The sequence below is a fragment of the Paracoccus sp. MC1854 genome, assembly GCF_014164635.1.
Taxonomy (GTDB): Bacteria; Pseudomonadota; Alphaproteobacteria; order Rhodobacterales; family Rhodobacteraceae; genus Paracoccus.
The window spans coordinates 165,464-182,584 of sequence record NZ_JACJFU010000002.1 but is presented as its reverse complement, the minus strand read 5'-3'; the positions used below and the strand labels follow the sequence as shown (position 1 = coordinate 182,584).

Annotated in this window: 16 protein-coding genes; 14 read left to right on the top strand and 2 right to left on the bottom strand. The window is 68.7% G+C overall.

The window, feature by feature from the left end:
- The first annotated feature begins 343 nt into the window (after nucleotides 1-343).
- The 14 genes from mraZ (at nucleotide 344) to H5395_RS02840 (ending at nucleotide 14,456) form a co-directional block, all read left to right on the top strand.
- Nucleotides 344-841, top strand: coding sequence for a division/cell wall cluster transcriptional repressor MraZ (gene mraZ, locus H5395_RS02905; RefSeq protein WP_182791029.1), 498 nt, complete (start codon nucleotides 344-346; stop codon nucleotides 839-841).
- Nucleotides 841-1,803, top strand: coding sequence for a 16S rRNA (cytosine(1402)-N(4))-methyltransferase RsmH (gene rsmH, locus H5395_RS02900; RefSeq protein WP_182791028.1), 963 nt, complete (start codon nucleotides 841-843; stop codon nucleotides 1,801-1,803). Before mraZ ends, rsmH begins: the two co-directional genes overlap by 1 nt.
- The gene (locus H5395_RS02895) at nucleotides 1,803-2,243 is read left to right on the top strand and encodes a cell division protein FtsL (RefSeq protein ID WP_234450781.1); all 441 of its coding nucleotides are present in this window, start codon (nucleotides 1,803-1,805) and stop codon (nucleotides 2,241-2,243) included. The genes rsmH and H5395_RS02895 overlap by 1 nt, the downstream gene beginning before the upstream one ends.
- A 5-nt stretch (nucleotides 2,244-2,248) precedes the next feature.
- Nucleotides 2,249-4,051 carry a penicillin-binding protein 2 gene (locus H5395_RS02890; protein ID WP_182791027.1) on the top strand — a complete coding sequence of 601 codons (1,803 nt, stop codon included), beginning with the start codon at nucleotides 2,249-2,251 and terminating at the stop codon, nucleotides 4,049-4,051.
- Nucleotides 4,052-4,065: 14 nt separating this feature from the next.
- On the top strand, nucleotides 4,066-5,553 hold the full coding sequence (locus tag H5395_RS02885; RefSeq protein WP_255440475.1) for a UDP-N-acetylmuramoyl-L-alanyl-D-glutamate--2,6-diaminopimelate ligase: 1,488 nt from the start codon (nucleotides 4,066-4,068) through the stop codon (nucleotides 5,551-5,553).
- Nucleotides 5,550-6,935, top strand: a complete 1,386-nt coding sequence (gene murF / locus H5395_RS02880) for a UDP-N-acetylmuramoyl-tripeptide--D-alanyl-D-alanine ligase (protein ID WP_182791026.1) — start codon at nucleotides 5,550-5,552, stop codon at nucleotides 6,933-6,935. The genes H5395_RS02885 and murF overlap by 4 nt, the downstream gene beginning before the upstream one ends.
- Before the next feature lie 5 nt (nucleotides 6,936-6,940).
- Complete coding sequence (mraY, locus tag H5395_RS02875; RefSeq protein WP_182791025.1) at nucleotides 6,941-8,020, top strand: phospho-N-acetylmuramoyl-pentapeptide-transferase; 1,080 nt, start codon at nucleotides 6,941-6,943, stop codon at nucleotides 8,018-8,020.
- Between the two features lies 1 nt (nucleotide 8,021).
- On the top strand, nucleotides 8,022-8,396 hold the full coding sequence (locus H5395_RS02870) for a hypothetical protein (protein ID WP_182791024.1): 375 nt from the start codon (nucleotides 8,022-8,024) through the stop codon (nucleotides 8,394-8,396).
- Nucleotides 8,393-9,796: a UDP-N-acetylmuramoyl-L-alanine--D-glutamate ligase gene (murD, locus tag H5395_RS02865; RefSeq protein WP_182791023.1), complete on the top strand. Its 1,404-nt coding sequence runs from the start codon at nucleotides 8,393-8,395 to the stop codon at nucleotides 9,794-9,796. Before H5395_RS02870 ends, murD begins: the two co-directional genes overlap by 4 nt.
- A gap of 105 nt (nucleotides 9,797-9,901) precedes the next feature.
- Complete coding sequence (locus H5395_RS02860; protein ID WP_182791022.1) at nucleotides 9,902-10,375, top strand: GFA family protein; 474 nt, start codon at nucleotides 9,902-9,904, stop codon at nucleotides 10,373-10,375.
- A gap of 125 nt (nucleotides 10,376-10,500) precedes the next feature.
- Complete coding sequence (locus tag H5395_RS02855) at nucleotides 10,501-11,667, top strand: putative peptidoglycan glycosyltransferase FtsW (protein WP_182791021.1); 1,167 nt, start codon at nucleotides 10,501-10,503, stop codon at nucleotides 11,665-11,667.
- The gene (murG, locus tag H5395_RS02850) at nucleotides 11,664-12,749 is read left to right on the top strand and encodes an undecaprenyldiphospho-muramoylpentapeptide beta-N-acetylglucosaminyltransferase (RefSeq protein ID WP_182791020.1); all 1,086 of its coding nucleotides are present in this window, start codon (nucleotides 11,664-11,666) and stop codon (nucleotides 12,747-12,749) included. Before H5395_RS02855 ends, murG begins: the two co-directional genes overlap by 4 nt.
- On the top strand, nucleotides 12,746-14,170 hold the full coding sequence (gene murC, locus H5395_RS02845; protein WP_182791019.1) for a UDP-N-acetylmuramate--L-alanine ligase: 1,425 nt from the start codon (nucleotides 12,746-12,748) through the stop codon (nucleotides 14,168-14,170). Before murG ends, murC begins: the two co-directional genes overlap by 4 nt.
- A gap of 4 nt (nucleotides 14,171-14,174) precedes the next feature.
- Entirely contained in the window at nucleotides 14,175-14,456 is a 282-nt protein-coding gene (locus H5395_RS02840; protein ID WP_182791018.1) for a hypothetical protein, read from the top strand.
- Nucleotides 14,457-14,596: 140 nt separating this feature from the next.
- On the opposite strand, the gene betC is transcribed toward H5395_RS02840, so the two are convergent.
- Both betC and choX read right to left on the bottom strand, forming a co-directional pair.
- Nucleotides 14,597-16,099, bottom strand: a complete 1,503-nt coding sequence (betC, locus tag H5395_RS02835; RefSeq protein WP_182791017.1) for a choline-sulfatase — start codon at nucleotides 16,097-16,099, stop codon at nucleotides 14,597-14,599.
- Nucleotides 16,096-17,040 (bottom strand): choline ABC transporter substrate-binding protein, encoded by a 945-nt coding sequence (choX, locus tag H5395_RS02830; RefSeq protein WP_182791016.1) that lies wholly within the window; start codon nucleotides 17,038-17,040, stop codon nucleotides 16,096-16,098. The genes betC and choX overlap by 4 nt, the downstream gene beginning before the upstream one ends.
- Between the last annotated feature and the right edge of the window lie 81 nt (nucleotides 17,041-17,121).

The following is a 17,121-nucleotide window of genomic DNA, read 5'->3' as shown; positions in this document are numbered from 1 at the left end:
CTAATGGGCCTGATCCGGCACCTCATCTTTCCCCCCAGAAGCCCATTGCTTCCCATGCTTTCCCATGGCATCCCTTCATCACGGATGACGGGCAGTGAAGGGGCACCAAGACCCCAAGCCATAGGCAGGCTTCATACAGGCACCCCGCCTTCCGAAAAACGACCTGGCCGCGCGCGAGCAGCACCTTCCCCCGAGGTGGCGCATGAGACCGGGCGATCCCCGAAACTTCGGGGCCCAGAGATGGGACGAGGGCGGCGGATCGGGCAGTGGCAGCGGCCCGATCCGCCCTTTCTCGTTTCAGGGCCTTGCGGTTCCGGCGAGGGACAGTGGAAGGTGGCAGGGCTTGGCGCGCAGGTTCAGAGGCTCGGAAGAGGTCAGGATCGACGCCAAGGGGCGCATCTCGATCCCCGCCCGCTTCCGGCGCGTCTTCGAAGCCGCCGACCCCGATTTTGAATCCCGCCAGCGCGCGCAGATGGTCATCGTCTATGGCTTCGCCGACTGGACGCATCTTCGACTTTATACCATGGAAGCGATTGAAGAGATTGACGAGGGCATCAGCCGCATGGCCCGCGGCTCGGCCGAGCGCAGCTATCTGGAAACCCTGATGAACGGCTTGTCGGACGAGGCCGAGATCGATTCGGACGGCCGCCTCGTCCTGCCCCAGCGCCTGCGCGAGAAGATCGGACTGGGCGACCGCGCCTTCTTCATGGCGCAGGGCGACTACCTCAAGGTCACGACGCCCGAGACGCATGAGGCCGACCTGCGCAAGATCGAGGCCGGGATGCCCGCGCTGGAACCCGGCGCTGACCCGCTGTCGCTGTTGCCTCCCGCTGAAAGCTGATGAGCGCGCCGCATGTCCCTGTCCTGCTCGACCCCCTGCTGGCGGCGGTCGCCCCTGTCCGTGGCACATGGGTGGACGGCACCTTCGGCGCGGGCGGCTATGCGCGCGGGCTGCTTGAGGCCGGGGCCGAGCGCGTCATCGGCATCGACCGCGACCCGGCGGTGTTCGACATGGCCCGCGCATGGGCGAGCGGCTATGGCGAAAGGCTGCGGCTGGTGCAGGGCACCTTCTCGGATCTCGACGAACTGGCGGGCGCGCCGGTCGATGGCGTGGTGCTGGACCTCGGCGTCAGTTCCATGCAGCTCGACCAGCCCGAGCGCGGATTCTCCTTCCTGCGCGACGGGCCGCTGGACATGCGGATGGCGCAGGACGGTCCCACTGCCGCCGACCTGCTGAACCGCGCCGAGGAGTCCCGCATCGCCGACGTCCTTTACCACTATGGCGAGGAACGCGCCGCCCGCCGCATCGCCCGCGCCATTGTCGCCGCGCGGCCGCTAACGACGACCGCGCAACTGGCCGAGGTCGTCCAGTCCTGCCTGCCGCGCCCCAAGCCCGGGCAGAGCCACCCGGCCACCCGCAGCTTCCAGGCCATCCGCATCTGGGTGAACGACGAGTTCGGCCAGCTTCTTTCCGGGCTTGAGGCTGCAGAACGCGCGCTTAAGCCCGGCGGCAGGCTGGCGGTGGTCAGCTTTCATTCGCTGGAAGACCGCGTGGTCAAGCGCTTCATGCAGGTCCGCGCCAACGCGGCGGGCGGCGGCAGCCGCTACGCGCCCGAGGTGCGGCAGGACGCCCCCGCCTTCACGCTGCCCTTCCGCCGCGCGGTGGGCGCCGACGCGGCCGAACTGGCCGCGAACCCCCGCGCCCGTTCCGCCTTCCTGCGCGTCGCGATCCGCACCGACGCGCCTACAGGCCGCACCGATGCGGATGCGCTGGGCCTGCCGCGCCTGCCGGGGAACGGCTGATGCGGCCGCTGCTGTATCTTCTGGCCATGATGGCCGTCATGGGCCTCGCCTTCTGGGCCTACCGCGAGAACTATCGCACCCAGGCGCAGATCGACCGGATGCAGGTGGTCCAGCGCGAGATCGCGAGCCTGCGCGAGAACCTGGGCGTCCTGCGCGCCGAATGGGCCTATCTCAACCGTCCCGACCGCCTCAGCCAGCTTGTGGACATGAATTTTGACCGGCTGCGGCTGGCGCCCGTGCAGGCCAACCAGTTCGGCTCTGCCCGCAACATCGACTATCCGCCGCCCGAGCCGGTCGCGCCGCCCACGGAACTCACGCCCGGCGAATCGATGGCCGGCTGGGTGCCCCGCACGCCGTCGAACAACCGCGGGGCGCCGATGCCGCGCCCCGCGCCCCCCGGCTTCGAGCCGTCCGCCGATCCCGCCCCGGAACAGGAGTGACCGCCATGATCCGCACCCCCTTGCGCCCGCTGGCCCGCATCCTCAGCGCCCGGCAGGCCGGACAGGACCCCGACGAGATCGAGGCCGAGCAGCGCGCCCGCCGCCATGCCGAGATCCAGGGCCGCGCCCGCCGCCGGGCCGAGGGGCGGATCAAGCTGATGGTGCTGGGCTTCATGGTCGCCTTCGGCACGGTGGGCCTGCGGATGGGGGCTCTGGCCAGCAGCCAGCCGGTGGAACCCCGCGCCCATGCCTCGGGGGCGCAGATCATCTCGCAGCGAGCCGACATCGTGGACCGGCGCGGGCGGGTGCTGGCCACGAACCTGTCCACCCACGCGCTTTACGCCCACCCCCACGACCTCGTGGACCCCGAGACGGCTGCCGAGAAGCTGGCCCGCATCTTTCCCGACCTGAATGCCGAGAGGCTCAAGCGTGACCTGACCGGCGAGCGCAAGTTCGTCTGGATCAAGAAGAAGCTGTCCCCCGAACAGATGCAGGCCGTCCATGACATCGGCGAGCCGGGCCTCGTCTTCGGCCCGCGCGAGATGCGGCTTTACCCGAACGGGCGGCTCGCCAGCCATATCCTCGGAGGTTCCCAGTTCGGGGCGGAAGGCGTCAGTTCCGCCGAGGTGCTGGGCATGGCGGGCGTCGAAAAGGCCTTCGACCGCTGGTTGCGCGACCCGGCCAATGCGGGCGCCCCCCTGCAGCTGTCCATCGACCTGACCGCGCAGGCGGCGATGGAGGAAGTGCTGGGCAACAGCATCAAGGTCATGAACGCCAAGGGCGCGACCGGCATCCTGATGGAGGTGAAGTCGGGCGAGATCGTCGCCATGGCAAGCCTGCCCGACTTCGATCCCAACGACCGGCCGCGGCCACTGACCCAGGGCGACCCCTCGGACAGCCCGCTGTTCAACCGGGCAGTGCAGGGGGTCTATGAGCTTGGCTCGACCTTCAAGATCTTCCCCATTGCTCAGGCGATCGACGAGGGGCTGGTCAACGGCAACACCATGATCAACGCCTCCTCGCCCATGAAGATCGGGAAATACCTGATCCACGACTTTCACAACTATGGCGGCCAGTTGTCGGTGCGCGACGTGCTGGGCAAGTCCTCGAACGTGGGCACCGTACGGATCGCGCAGATGCTGGGGGCGGAACGGCAGCAGAAGTTCCTCAAGGACCTGGGCTTCTTCGAGCCGACCACCGTCGAGATGACCGAGGCACCGACGGGCAAACCCATCGTGCCATCGCGCTGGCCGGCGGTGACGGCGGCCACCGTGTCCTTCGGCCACGGGCTGGCGGCGAGCCCGCTGCATCTGGCATCCGCCTTCGCCACCATCGCCAACGACGGCCGCCGGGTGCGCCCGACGCTGGTGCACCGCAAGGAGCCCGTGCAGGGCGAACAGGTCCTGTCGCCGGCTGCGGCGAAGCAGGCGCGGGATCTGCTGCGCCATGTCGTGACCAACGGCACCGCGCGGCAGGCCGAGGTCGCGGGCTATCAGGTCGGCGGCAAGACCGGCACCGCCGACAAGCCCCGCCCCAATGGCGGCTACTACAAGAACCGCAACGTTTCGACCTTTGCATCCATGTATCCGACCGACGATCCGGCCTATGTGCTGGTGGTGACTCTGGACGAGCCCAAGGTGTCCGCCGCGGGCGGGGGCGAGATGCGGACCGCCGGCGCCACCGCCGCGCCGGTCGCGGCCGCCCTGATCCAGCGGCTGTCACCCACGCTGGGCCTGCAGCCCGACGGGGTGGACCTGCCCGTCATTGAACCCCGTCCGGCCGATGCCGTAAGGGTCTCGGCGAAATAAGGACCGAGGGGACCATGGAGAACGACAAGGCCATGAGCCTGTCCCGGTTGGGGCTGCGGGCAGGAGATGGAAGCAATCCCCGGATCACCGGCCTTTCGGTGGATTCGCGCCATGTCCGAGACGGGCATCTGTTCGCGGCGCTGCCCGGATCGGCGCTGCACGGGGGCGAGTTCATCCAGTATGCCCTGCGGCAGGGAGCGGCGGCAATCCTGACCGACAGGCAGGGCGCCGGGATCGCGGCGGCCGAGCTTGCTGCATTTCCTGCCGCGCTGGTCGTGGCCGAAGACCCTCGCGCGGCGCTGGCCGGCGCGGCTGCACTGTGGTTCGAGACGCAGCCCGAGACGGTCGTGGCGGTCACGGGGACCTCTGGCAAGACTTCGGTCACGAACTTCACCCGCCAGATCTGGCAGGCGCTGGGGCTGAAAGCGATCAGCCTCGGGACCATGGGCGTGGAAGGGGATTATACGGCGAAGTTGGCCCACACGACGCCCGAGCCGGTAACACTGCACCGCGTGCTGTCCGAAGCGGCTGACGCCGGAGTGACTTATGCGGCGATGGAGGCATCCTCGCACGGCCTCGACCAGCGCCGTCTGGACGGAGTGCGGGTCGCGGCGGGGGCCTTCACCAACTTCAGCCAGGACCACCTGGACTATCACCATGACTTCGACAGCTACTTCGCCGCCAAAGCGCTGCTGTTCAACCACATCCTCGAACCCGGCGCGGCGGCGGTCATCTGCACCGACGACGCGCGCGGGCGCGAGGCCGCGCAGATCGCCCGCGACCGTGGCTTGAGGCTTATGACCTACGGCCGGGCTGAGGGCTGCGACCTGCGCATCCTTGCCCAGCGCTATGACGCGACGGGGCAGGAGCTGCGGTTTTCCGTGAAAGGCCGGACCCACCTGATCCGCCTGAACCTGATCGGCGGCTTCCAGGCGGAAAACGTCCTGTGCGCGGCGGGCCTGTGCCTTGCCACCGGGTCTGACGAATCCCGCGTCATCGCCGCGCTTCCCTGCCTGACCACCGTGCGCGGCCGGATGGAACTTGCCGCCCAGCGCCAGAACGGTGCGGCGGTTTTCGTGGACTACGCCCACAAGCCCGGCGCCGTGATCGCGGCGCTGCAATCCCTGCGTCCTCATGTGATGGGCCGCATCATCGCCGTGATCGGCGCGGGCGGCGACCGCGACCGGGGCAAGCGCCCTCTGATGGGCGAGGCCGCCCGGCAGCACGCCGACGTGGTCTATGTCACCGACGACAACCCCCGGACCGAGGACCCCGCCGCCATCCGCGCCGAGGTCATGGCGGGCGCGGGCCCGGATGCGACCGAGGTCGGCGACCGCGCCGAGGCGATCCTGCGCGCCGTGGACGCGCTGGAACCGGGCGATGCGCTGCTCATCATGGGCAAGGGGCACGAGACGGGGCAGATCATCGGCTCGGACGTCTTCCCCTTCGACGACGCCGAACAGGCCTCGGTCGCCGTCGCTGCGCTGGACGGCATGATATGAGCCTCTGGACTTCGCAGGATGCCGCCGCCGCGACCGGCGGCCGCGCGACTGCCGACTGGGTGGCCGAGGGTATTTCCATCGACACCCGAACGATTCGTCGGGGCGATCTGTTCGTGGCCCTGAAGGATGCCCGCGACGGCCACGACTTTGTGGCGCAGGCGCTGGAAAAGGGGGCCGCCGCCGCGCTGGTCAGCCGCATCCCAGAGAGCGTTCCCCCGGATGCGCCGCTGCTCATCGTCCCCGATGTCCTGCCCGCTCTGGAAGCCTTGGGCCGCGCCGCGCGGGTCCGCAGCGCCGCGAAGGTGCTGGCGATCACCGGCTCGGTCGGCAAGACCTCGACCAAGGACATGGCCGCCGCCGCGCTTGCCGGGCAGGGCCGGGTCCATGCCGCCGAGGCAAGCCTGAACAACCACTGGGGTGTGCCACTGACCCTGGCGCGGATGCCGGCAGATACTGACTGGGCGATCCTCGAACTCGGCATGAACCATCCGGGGGAAATCGCGCCCCTGTCGCGCATGGCCCGCCCCCATGTGGCGATGATCACCACCGTCGCCCCCGCCCACATGGAGGCCTTCGGCAGCCTTGAAGGCATCGCGGTGGAAAAGGCCTCGATCTTCGAGGGGCTTGAACCTGCGGGCCACGCCATCCTCCCCGAGGACCTGCCCGTGACGCAGATCCTGCGCGACGCTGCCGACCGTGCCGGCGCCATCGTCGTCGGCTTTGGCCAGGGCGGCGTAGCGCAGCCCCTGTCCTCGGCGGTCACGGAAGGAGAAACCCACGTCCGCGCCCGCGTGTTGGGCGAGACGCTGGACTTCACCATCGCCACCGCAGGCGCGCATTTCGCCATGAACGCGGTGGGCGTGCTGGCCGCTGTCACCGCGCTGGGTGCTGACCCCAGGGCCGCCGCCAAGAATCTATCCGACTGGCGCCCCTACAAGGGCCGGGGCGGAGTCGAACGGATCGGCGGGATCATGCTGATCGACGACAGCTACAACGCCAACCCGACCAGCCTCGCGGCGGGCCTCGCTACGTTGGATGCGATGCCGCCCGGTCGTCGGGTTGCCATCCTCGGCGACATGCTGGAACTGGGCGAGGACGAGACTGCCCTGCACTGTGGCATCGCCGATTATCCGCAAATGCAGGGGGTTGCGCTGGTCCATGCCTGCGGTCCCCGGATGCGCCACCTGATGGACGCGCTGCCCGAGGACAGGCGCGGCATCTGGTCCGAGGACGCCGCCGACCTCTGCGCCCGCGCGAGCGAACTGGTCCGCGACGGAGACGTGGTCTTCGTGAAGGGATCGAAGGGCTCGCGCGTGGCAAGCGTGGTTGACGCGATCCGCCGGGCGCGGCAGACGCCCGCATCAGATAACAACAAGGGGTAAACCCGATGCTCTACTGGCTGGCGGATCTGTCCGACAATGGCGGCGTCTTCAACCTGTTCCGCTATATCACCTTCCGCTCGGGCGCGGCCTTCTTCACCGCGCTGATCTTCGGCTTCATCTTCGGCCGCCCGCTGATCGACTGGCTGCGCGTCAAGCAGAAGAAGGGCCAGCCCCTGCGCGAGATCGGCCCGGACCACGTCCACAAGGGCGGCACGCCCACGATGGGTGGCATTCTGATCCTGTCGGCGCTGTTCATCTCGACCCTGCTTTGGGCGAGGCTCGACAACGGTTATGTCTGGGTCGTGCTGCTGGTGACGGCGGGTTTCGCGGCCATCGGCTTCGCGGACGACTATGCCAAGGTGACCAAGCAGCACCACGCGGGACTTTCGGGCCGTATCCGCATGGCGATCGGCCTTGCGATCGGCGCGCTGGCCGGGATCGCGGTCGCCTGGCTGAACCCGGACCCGCTGTCGGGGCAACTGGCGCTGCCCTTCCTCAAGAACGTGCTGATCGACCTCGGTATCTTCTTCATCCCCTTCGCCATGCTGGTGATCGTGGGCGCGGCCAACGCGGTGAACCTGACCGACGGGCTGGACGGGCTGGCGATCGGCCCGGTGATGATCGCCGCCTGCACCTTCGGGATCATCGCCTATCTCGTCGGCAACGCGAATTTTGCCAACTACCTCGGCGTCCACTTCGTCCCCGGCACCGGAGAGATCGCGGTCTTCGTCGCCGCCCTGATTGGCGGCGGCCTGGGGTTCCTGTGGTACAACGCCCCCCCCGCCGCCGTCTTCATGGGCGACACCGGCTCGCTCGCCCTTGGCGGGGCGCTTGGCGCCATCGCGGTCTGCATCAAGCACGAGATCGTCCTTGCCATCGTCGGCGGGTTGTTCGTGGTCGAGGCGCTGTCGGTCATCATCCAGGTCGCCCATTTCAAGCGCACGGGCCGCCGCGTCTTCCTGATGGCCCCGATCCACCACCATTTCGAGAAGAAGGGCTGGGCCGAGCCGCAGATCGTCATCCGTTTCTGGATCATCGCGGTGATCTTGGCGCTGATCGGGCTCAGCACGTTGAAGCTGCGCTAGAATGGCATCGAATTCTCTCAACGCTGTCGATGAAGTCTGCGCACGATTGACACGGTTGATCGGTGTAAGTGCCGCTGCCGGCTTGGTGGCCAGCAGGGATGGGCTAAATTGGGATGAGATGGCCGGCGAGTTTGGTCTCGCTACCATCGGGCTGGACGGTGCAGTCGCCGCCTTGGCCGCTCTTGTCCTTATCCTCTTGGCGCTTGCCCAAAGTTTCGCCGTTATAGTGCTGATAGGCGAGAAGATCGGCCCGCCCGTAAGGCGCTGGGGACGCTTGGCCAAGTTGCTTGCCCTGCCATTCCTTTTCGCTATCTGCCTCGTCATGGGGATCGTCATCACTGAAGTCCGCGAACTCGCCATGAGTATGTCACCATGATCCCCGTGCAAGGCGTTCAGAACCAGACCGTCGCCGTCCTTGGCCTCGGCCGCTCCGGCCGGGCCACCGCCGCCGCCTTGCGCGAGGGCGGCGCAAATGTCGTCGCCTGGGACGACAGCGCCGAGACGCGGGCGCAGGCCGAGGCCGAAGGGCTAACGCTCACTGACCTGACCCGCGATGCTGGCTGGCGGGACCGGATCGACGCGCTCATCACCTCGCCCGGCATCCCGCATCTCTACCCCCGCCCGCATCCGGCCATCACGCAGGCGTTGCGCCGAGGCGTGCCGGTAGACAACGACATCGGCCTGTTCTTCCGCAGCTTCGGCGCGCTCGACTGGGATGCGTTCGATGTGGCCCCGCGGGTGATCTGCGTCACCGGCTCGAACGGCAAGTCCACGACGACCGCCCTGATCCACCATATCCTGCAGGCCGCGGGCCGGCCCACCCAGATGGGCGGCAATATCGGCACCGGGGCCCTCTCGCTGGAACTGCCGGTGGATGGCGAGGTGGTGGTGCTGGAACTGTCCTCCTACCAGACCGACCTTGCCCGCGCGCTGACGCCGGACGTGGCGGTGTTCACCAACCTGTCGCCCGACCACATGGACCGACATTCCGGCTTTGGCGGCTATTTCGCGGCCAAGCGGAGGCTGTTCTCGGAAGGCGGCCCCGACCGCTGCGTGATCGGCGTGGACGAGGACGAGGGGCGCTACCTCGCCAACCAGATGGGGCAGGGGCCGCAGGACGACCGGGTGATCCGCGTCTCGGTCGAGGACAAGCTCGACGGCTTCGGCTGGTCGGTGTCGGCGCGCAAGGGCTTCCTGTCGGAATGGCGCAAGGGGCGGCAGGTGGCCTCCATCGACCTGCGCGGGATCACGGGCCTGCCCGGCGCCCACAACCACCAGAACGCCTGCGCCGCCTATGCCGCCTGCCGCAGCATCGGCCTTGCCCCGCGCGACATCGAGACCGCCTTCCACAGCTTCGCGGGCCTGCCGCACCGCAGCCAGACGGTGGCCGAGATCGGCGGCGTGCGCTGGGTGAACGATTCCAAGGCCACCAACGTCGATTCCGCGGAAAAGGCGCTGATGGCCTTCGACAACATCCGCTGGATCGCGGGCGGCATGGGGAAGGACGGCGGCATCGCCGCTCTGGCGCCGCTGTTCGGGCATATCCGCAAGGCCTACCTGATCGGCCATTCGGCCCGCGACTTCGCGCTGCAACTTTCGGACACCCCTCACGAGGTCGTCGAGACGATGGAGGCCGCCGTCGCCCGGGCGGCCGCGGAGGCCGAGCCCGGGGACACGGTGCTGCTCGCCCCGGCATCGGCCAGCTTCGATCAGTATCCGAACTTCGAGAAACGCGGCGAGCATTTCACGGCGCTGGTTCAGGCCTTGCCGCGTTAGGGGGCTTCGGCCTCCCCCAGAGGTATTTGGGCCAGAAAGAAGCCCTTGCGGCTTGCCGGGCGTCATCGCCGGATGCAGGCTGGCGGCGGCAAACTGGAGGGGCCGATGAACGGAAGATGCGTCTGCGGCGCGGTGAGCTACCGGCTCGACCAGCCGCCGCTGTTCACCCACTGCTGCCATTGCAGCTGGTGCCAGCGAGAGACCGGCAGCGCATTCGCCGTCAATGCGCTGATCGAGACCGCGCATGTCCATCTGTCCGGGCCGGTCGAGGAGCGGACGATCCCCTCGGCCTCGGGCAAGGGGCAGATCCTCGTGGCATGCGCCAATTGCCGCACGACGATCCTCAGCCATTATGGTGGGATGCGGCGGGCAGTCGCCTTTGTCCGCACCGGTACGCTGGACGATCCCGGCGCGGTGCCGCCCGACATCCACATCTATGTGACCACCCGACGGCCCTGGGTGATCCTGCCCGAGGGCGTGCCGGCCATGCCCGGCTATTACCGCGCCTCGGAACACTGGCCCGCGGCGGCGCTGGCACGCCGCGATGCGATGCGGCAGGCGCAGCCCTCCGGTTCCTGACGGCCGGGCGGGCAGGGCGGCTGATCGCGCAAACATTTCTGGCTTCACCGCGCCTTCCGCGCTATCTTCCTGCCCAGATCCGGGCCGAACCGGACGCAGGCAGAGGCAGTGACAGCGGTGAACCCATGACCGAGATGGTCTACGGCGCCACGCCCGTGCGCGTGGGCGACCCCATTCTTCCACGCTGGTGGCGGACGGTGGACAAGTGGGCGCTGGCCAGCGTGCTGGCGCTGTTCGCGCTGGGGTTGCTGCTGGGCCTCGCCGCATCCGTGCCACTGGCGGAACGCAACAACCTGCCCGCCTTCTACTATGTCACCCGCCAAGCCGCCTTCGGGGGCATGGCGCTGGGGGTGATGCTGGTCATCTCGATGCTGTCGCCGGTGCAGGTGCGCCGCCTTGGCGTGCTGCTGTTCATCGGGGCGTTCCTGACCGTCGCCGCGCTGCCGGCGATCGGCACCGATTTCGGTAAGGGCGCGACGCGCTGGCTGTCGCTCGGCTTTGCCTCCGTCCAGCCGTCCGAGTTCCTCAAGCCCGGCTTCATCGCGATCTGCGGCTGGTTCATGGCCTCGGCCCAGGCGGTGGGCGGGCCGCCGGGCAAGCTTTATTCGTTCTTCATCGCGGGCGCCGTCATCGTCATGCTGGCGCTGCAGCCGGACTTCGGCCAGGCATCGCTGGTGCTGTTTTCCTGGCTGGTGATGTATTTCGTCGCCGGTGCGCCGGTGGTGCTGATCGCGGGCACGGTCGGGCTGGCCGGGATCGGGGGCATGTTCGCCTATGCCAACAGCGAGCATTTCGCCCGTCGCATCAACGGCTTCCTGTCGAATGACGTCGATCCCCGCACTCAGATCGGCTATGCCACCAACGCCATCCAGGAGGGCGGCTTCTTCGGCGTCGGCGTCGGCGAGGGCACGGTCAAATGGTCGCTGCCGGACGCGCATACCGACTTCATCATCGCCGTCGCGGCCGAGGAATACGGCTTCGTCATGGTCATGGCGATCATCGCGCTTTACTGCGCCATCGTCGTGCGCTCGCTGTGGCGGCTGCTGGAGGAACGCGACCCCTTTGCCCGCATCGCCGGCACCGGGCTTGCCTGCGCCTTCGGCGTGCAGGCGCTGATCAACATGGGCGTGGCGGTGCGGCTGCTGCCGGCCAAGGGGATGACGCTGCCCTTCGTCAGCTATGGCGGCTCGTCGGTGATCGCCTCGGGGATCACGCTGGGGATGCTGCTGGCGCTGACCCGGACGCGGCCGCAGAACGCCCTGGCGGACGTGCTGGGGCGGCCGGGCCGATGAGCGGAAGGCTCGCCCTGATCGCAGCGGGGGGAACTGGCGGGCATATGTTCCCCGCGCAGGCGCTGGCCGAACGGCTGCTGGCCGCGGGCTGGCGGGTGAAGCTGTCCACTGACGAACGGGGCGCGCGCTATGCCGGGGGCTTCCCGCCCGAGGTCACGCGAGAGATCCTGCGTTCCGCCACCACGGCGCGGGGCGGGCTTCTGGGCAAGCTGTCCGCGCCGCTGCGGATCGGGCAGGGGCTTGCGGGGGCCGTCCGCGTCATGCGCCGCGATCGTCCTGCGGTGGTGGTGGGCTTCGGCGGCTATCCGACGATTCCCGCGATGGGGGCGGCGCTGGCGCTGGGCCTGCCGCGGATGATCCATGAGCAGAACGGCATCATGGGCCGGGTGAACCGCATCTTCGCCCGCCGGGTGGACCGGGTCGCCTGCGGCACATGGCCGACCGACCTGCCGAAGGGGGTCAGGGGCCTGCATGTCGGCAACCCGGTGCGGCAGGCCGTGCTGGACCGGGCAGGCGCCCCCTATCAGCCGCCTGGCGACGGCGCGCTGAAGCTGCTGGTGATCGGCGGCAGTCAGGGCGCCCGGGTACTGTCGCAGACCGTGCCCGCCGCCGTGGCCGCCCTGCCGGACGAGTTGCGTGCGCGGCTGCAGGTCAGCCATCAGGCCCGCGCCGAGGATGCCGGGCGCGTCACCCGCGCCTATGCGGACGCGGGGATACGGGCCGAGGTGCAGCCCTTCTTCACCGACGTGCCGGAACGGCTTGCGGCCTGCCAGCTTGTCGTCAGCCGGGCCGGGGCGTCGTCCATCGCCGACATCACCGTGATCGGGCGGCCCGCGATCCTGATTCCCTATGCGGCGGCTGCGGGCGACCACCAGACCGCCAACGCCCGCGCATTGGCGGAAACCGGCGCAGCGGTCGTCTTGCCCGAATCCGTGCTGGACGCGGACAGCCTGACGCGCGATCTGCGGGCGATCCTGACGGACGCATCCCGCGCCCGCCGGATGGCGGAAGCCGCGCTCTCCTTGGGCCGCCCCGACGCGGCGGCCCGCCTGCATGACCTTGTGACGGAACTGACCCCATGAACGCAGCCACCAAGCTTCCCGGAGAACTCGGGCGGATCCATTTCGTGGGCATCGGCGGCATCGGCATGTCCGGGATCGCCGAGGTGCTGATGACGCTGGGCTACACGGTTCAGGGTTCGGACGCGAAACGGTCCAAGATCACCGACCGGCTGGAAAAGCTGGGCGCCACCGTCTTCGAGGGTCAGCGGGCCGAGAACATCGGGGACGCGGGCGTGGTCGTGATCTCGACCGCCATCAGGAAGGGCAACCCCGAGCTTGAGGAGGCGCGACGCCGCGGCCTGCCCGTCGTCCGCCGGGCCGAGATGCTGGCGGAACTGATGCGGCTGAAATCCAACATCGCCATCGCGGGCACCCACGGCAAGACGACCACCACGACGATGGTGGCGACTCTGCTGGATGCGGGCGGGCTGGACCCCACGGTCATCAACGGCGGCGTGATCCACGCCTATGGGTCCAACGCGCGGGCGGGCGCGGGCGAGTGGATGGTGGTCGAGGCCGACGAATCGGACGGCAGCTTCAACCGCCTGCCCGCGACCATCGCCATCGTCACCAACATCGACCCCGAGCACATGGAGCACTGGGGGTCCTTCGACGCGCTGCGCAAGGGCTTCACCGACTTCGTGTCGAACATCCCCTTCTATGGCCTCGCCGTCTGCTGCACCGACCACCCCGAGGTACAGAGCCTCGTCGGCCGCGTCACCGACCGCCGCGTCGTGACCTTCGGCTTCAACGCCCAGGCCGACGTGCGCGCCGTGAACCTGCGCTATGAGGACGGAATCGCCCATTTCGACGTGGCCCTGCAGGGCGAGCGCGACGAGACCGGCGAGGTCCCCATGATCGAGGGCTGCACCCTGCCGATGCCGGGCGACCACAACGTCTCGAACGCGCTGTCTGCGATTGCCGTGGCGCGGCACCTCGGGCTGAAACGCGCGCAAATCCGGGATGCCCTGGCGGCTTTCGCCGGGGTGGGGCGGCGCTTCACCAAGGTGGGCGAGGTGAATGGCGTCACCATCATCGACGACTACGGCCACCACCCGGTGGAAATCGCCGCCGTCCTGAAGGCCGCACGGCAGGCGACCAAGGGCCGGGTGATCGCGGTCCACCAGCCGCACCGCTATTCGCGGCTGTCGAGCCTGTTCGACGATTTCTGCACCTGCTTCAACGAGGCCGACGTCGTCGCCATCGCCGAGGTCTATTCGGCCGGCGAGGACCCGATCCCCGGCGCCTCGCGCGACGATCTCGTGGCCGGGCTGATCGCCCACGGCCACCGCCACGCCCGCGCGGTGATGGACGAATCGGACCTTGAACGGCTCGTCCGCGAACAGGCGCGGCCGGGCGACATGGTGGTCTGCCTCGGCGCCGGGACGATCAGCGCCTGGGCCAACGGGTTGCCCGAACGGCTGACGCTGAAGGCGGCCTGAGGGCATGATCGGGGACTATGCCCTGCCGGCGGCCTTGGCAGTGACTCTGCCGGGAGTGCTTGCCTGGCTCGCCGGCAGGCGCTTCGGCCTGGCGGGGCTGCTCGCCGTGATGATCCTCATCGGCGTGATCGCGGTCATCGGCTGGAACCTGACCCGCGACGTGCTGACGGGCGACGACCAGCTGCGCCGGTCGTCGATCATCTTCTTCGTGGTGGTGCCGGGGATCGTCTCGGTCGTGCTTGGCGCCATCGCCGGGTTCTGGGAGGCGCACCGGCGGCGCTTGTGACCACCGCAGCAGGGGGGCTTTCCGCCCCCATCGCCTGCCGCGATATCTGAGACCGTCAGAAAGGCGTAGGGAGGGGCTCTCATTGCCTTCGGCTGCCTCGATCAAGACGGCCCCGAGAATGTTCAGGGCCGCCTAAAGTCCTACTCCCCGCGCGGGAAGCGTTTGCTTTCTTCAAGGATGTCCAGGTTCATGTGGTTCCTCATGTAGCGCTCGGATGCGTCCATGAGCGGCTGGTAATCCCAGGGAAAATAGGCGCCGTTCCGCAGCGCCTCGTAGACAATCAAGCGGCGGGCCTGGGACTGGCGCACCTCGGCGTCATAGGCGGCAAGGTCCCACTGCGCCTCGGCCCGCGCGCGCAGGCGCGCCAGCGTTCCGGCATGGGCAGGATCGGCCGCAAGGTTCGCCCGCTCGTCCGGGTCCGCATCCAGATTGAAAAGCTGCTCGGGATCGGCAAGGCAGCGGGTGTATTTCCACCGGCCCTCGCGGATGCCGACGATGGGGGAAACCGAGGCTTCCGCCGCATATTCCATCAGCACGGGCTGGGCCGCCGCGCCCGAGGCGACCGCAACCAGCGACTGCCCGTCCGTCCAAGGGGCGATCTTGTCCAGCGAGATGCCGGCGAGTTCCCCCAGCGTCGGCAGCACGTCGATGGTGGAGACGGGTGTGTCCACGCGGCCCGCAGGCATCCCGGGTGCCGCGATCATCAGGGGCACGCGGGCCGAGGGTTCGAAGAGGTTCATCTTGAACCACAACCCGCGCTCACCCAGCATCTCGCCGTGGTCGGACAGGACGACGATGATCGCCTCCTGCCGGGTGTCGCGCAGCACGCCCAGGATCTCGCCGATCTTGTCGTCGATATAGCTGATGTTGGCGAAATAGCCCTGCCGCGCGCGGCGGACCTGTTCCGGGGTGATGTCATATTTCCGCCAGTCGCAGGCGTCGAGGATGCGCCGCGAATGGGGGTCCTGCGCTTCATAAGAAATCGGCGCGGGCGGCTCGAGTTCCGGTGCGCCTTCGTAGAGATCCCAGTAGCGGCGGCGGGCGACGAAGGGGTCGTGCGGATGGGTGAAGCTGACCGTCAGGCACCACGGGCGCGGATTGCCGCCGCGCGACAGGTCGTAAAGCTTGCGGCAGGTATTATAGGCGACCTCGTCGTCATATTCATACTGGTTGGTGATCTCGGCCACGCCCGCGCCGGTGATCGAGCCCATGTTGTGATACCACCAGTCGATACGCTCGCCGGGGCGACGGTAATCCGGGGTCCAGCCGAAATCGGCGGGATAGATGTCGGTGGTCAGCCGCTCCTCGAAGCCGTGCATCTGGTCGGGGCCGACGAAATGCATCTTGCCCGACAGGCAGGTGTGCCAGCCCGCGCGGCGCAGGTGATGGGCATAGGTCGGGATGTCGGAGGCGAACTCGGCCGCGTTGTCATAAACCCGCGTGCGGCGCGGCAACTCCCCCGACATGAAGGCCGCCCGCGCCGGGGCACAAAGGGGCGAGGCCGTGTAGGCATTGGCGAAGCGGGTCGAACGTTCCGCCAGCGCCCGCAGGTTCGGCGCGTGCAGGAAAGGCGCGGGGCCGTCGGGGAACCATGTGCCCGAAAGCTGGTCCGCCATCAGGATCAGGATGTTCGGACGGCTCACTTCAGCACGGCTTCCTTCACGGCGGCAGTGCCGTCGCCGCCTTCCAGCGTGGTGACGCCCGCCATCCAGCGCTCGATCAGGTCGGGCTTGTCGGCAAGGTAGGCCTCTGCCGCCTGCGGCCCGGTCATGGCGCCGTCAAGGATCAGCGCCATCAGCGCGTTTTCCATGTCCACGTCGAAGGTCAGTTGCGTCAGCAGCTTCGCGGCGTTGGGGCACTGGGCGACCCACTCCTTGCGGGCGAGCGTGTGGACGCTGGCGCCGCCAAAGTCTGGGCCGAACTCCGCGTCGCCCCCGGTCAGCCAGGTGATCTCATGCGCCACGTTCATCGGATGCGGCGCCCAGGCGAGGAAGACCGTGGGCGTTCGCTGGCTGTCATTGCGCGCGACCTGCGCCAGCATCGCCTGCTCGCTCGATTCCACCAGTTCCCAGTCGCCCAGGCCGAATTTGTCCGCCTGGATCATGCCTGCGACCGACAGGTTCGCGGGCGCCCCCGGCTCGATGCCGTAGATGCGGCCTTCGAAGGCGTCGCGGTGCGCGTCGAGATCGGCGAAATCCGTGATCCCCAGCGCGCTGCCTGCCGCGTTGACGCCCAGCGTGAACCTGGCGCCCTCGAGGTTCACGGCCAATTCCTGCACCTGCCCCGAAGCGTCCAGATCGGCCCGGAAAGCCTGCTGCGCCGGCATCCAGTTGCCGAGGAAGGCGTCGATCTGTGCCGTCTTCAGCGCCTCGTAGCCGATCGGCACCGACAGCGAGCGCACATCAGGCTCGTAGCCCAGCGCCTCCAGCAGCACATGGGCCACGCCGTTCGTCGCGGTGATGTCGGTCCAGCCGGGGTCGGACAGCCGAACGGTTTCGCAGGACGCATCCTCGGCTAGCGCCGGGGCGGCAAGGCCAAGCGCCAGAGCGGCGGTCAGGGCGGCGGAACGGGCGGGCAGGGGCATCGGGTCTCCGGTCTTGGGGCGCAGGGGCGTCGGTGTCGCAGGATGGTGGCGCGGGCGCCGGGGCATTGCAACCGGCTTGCC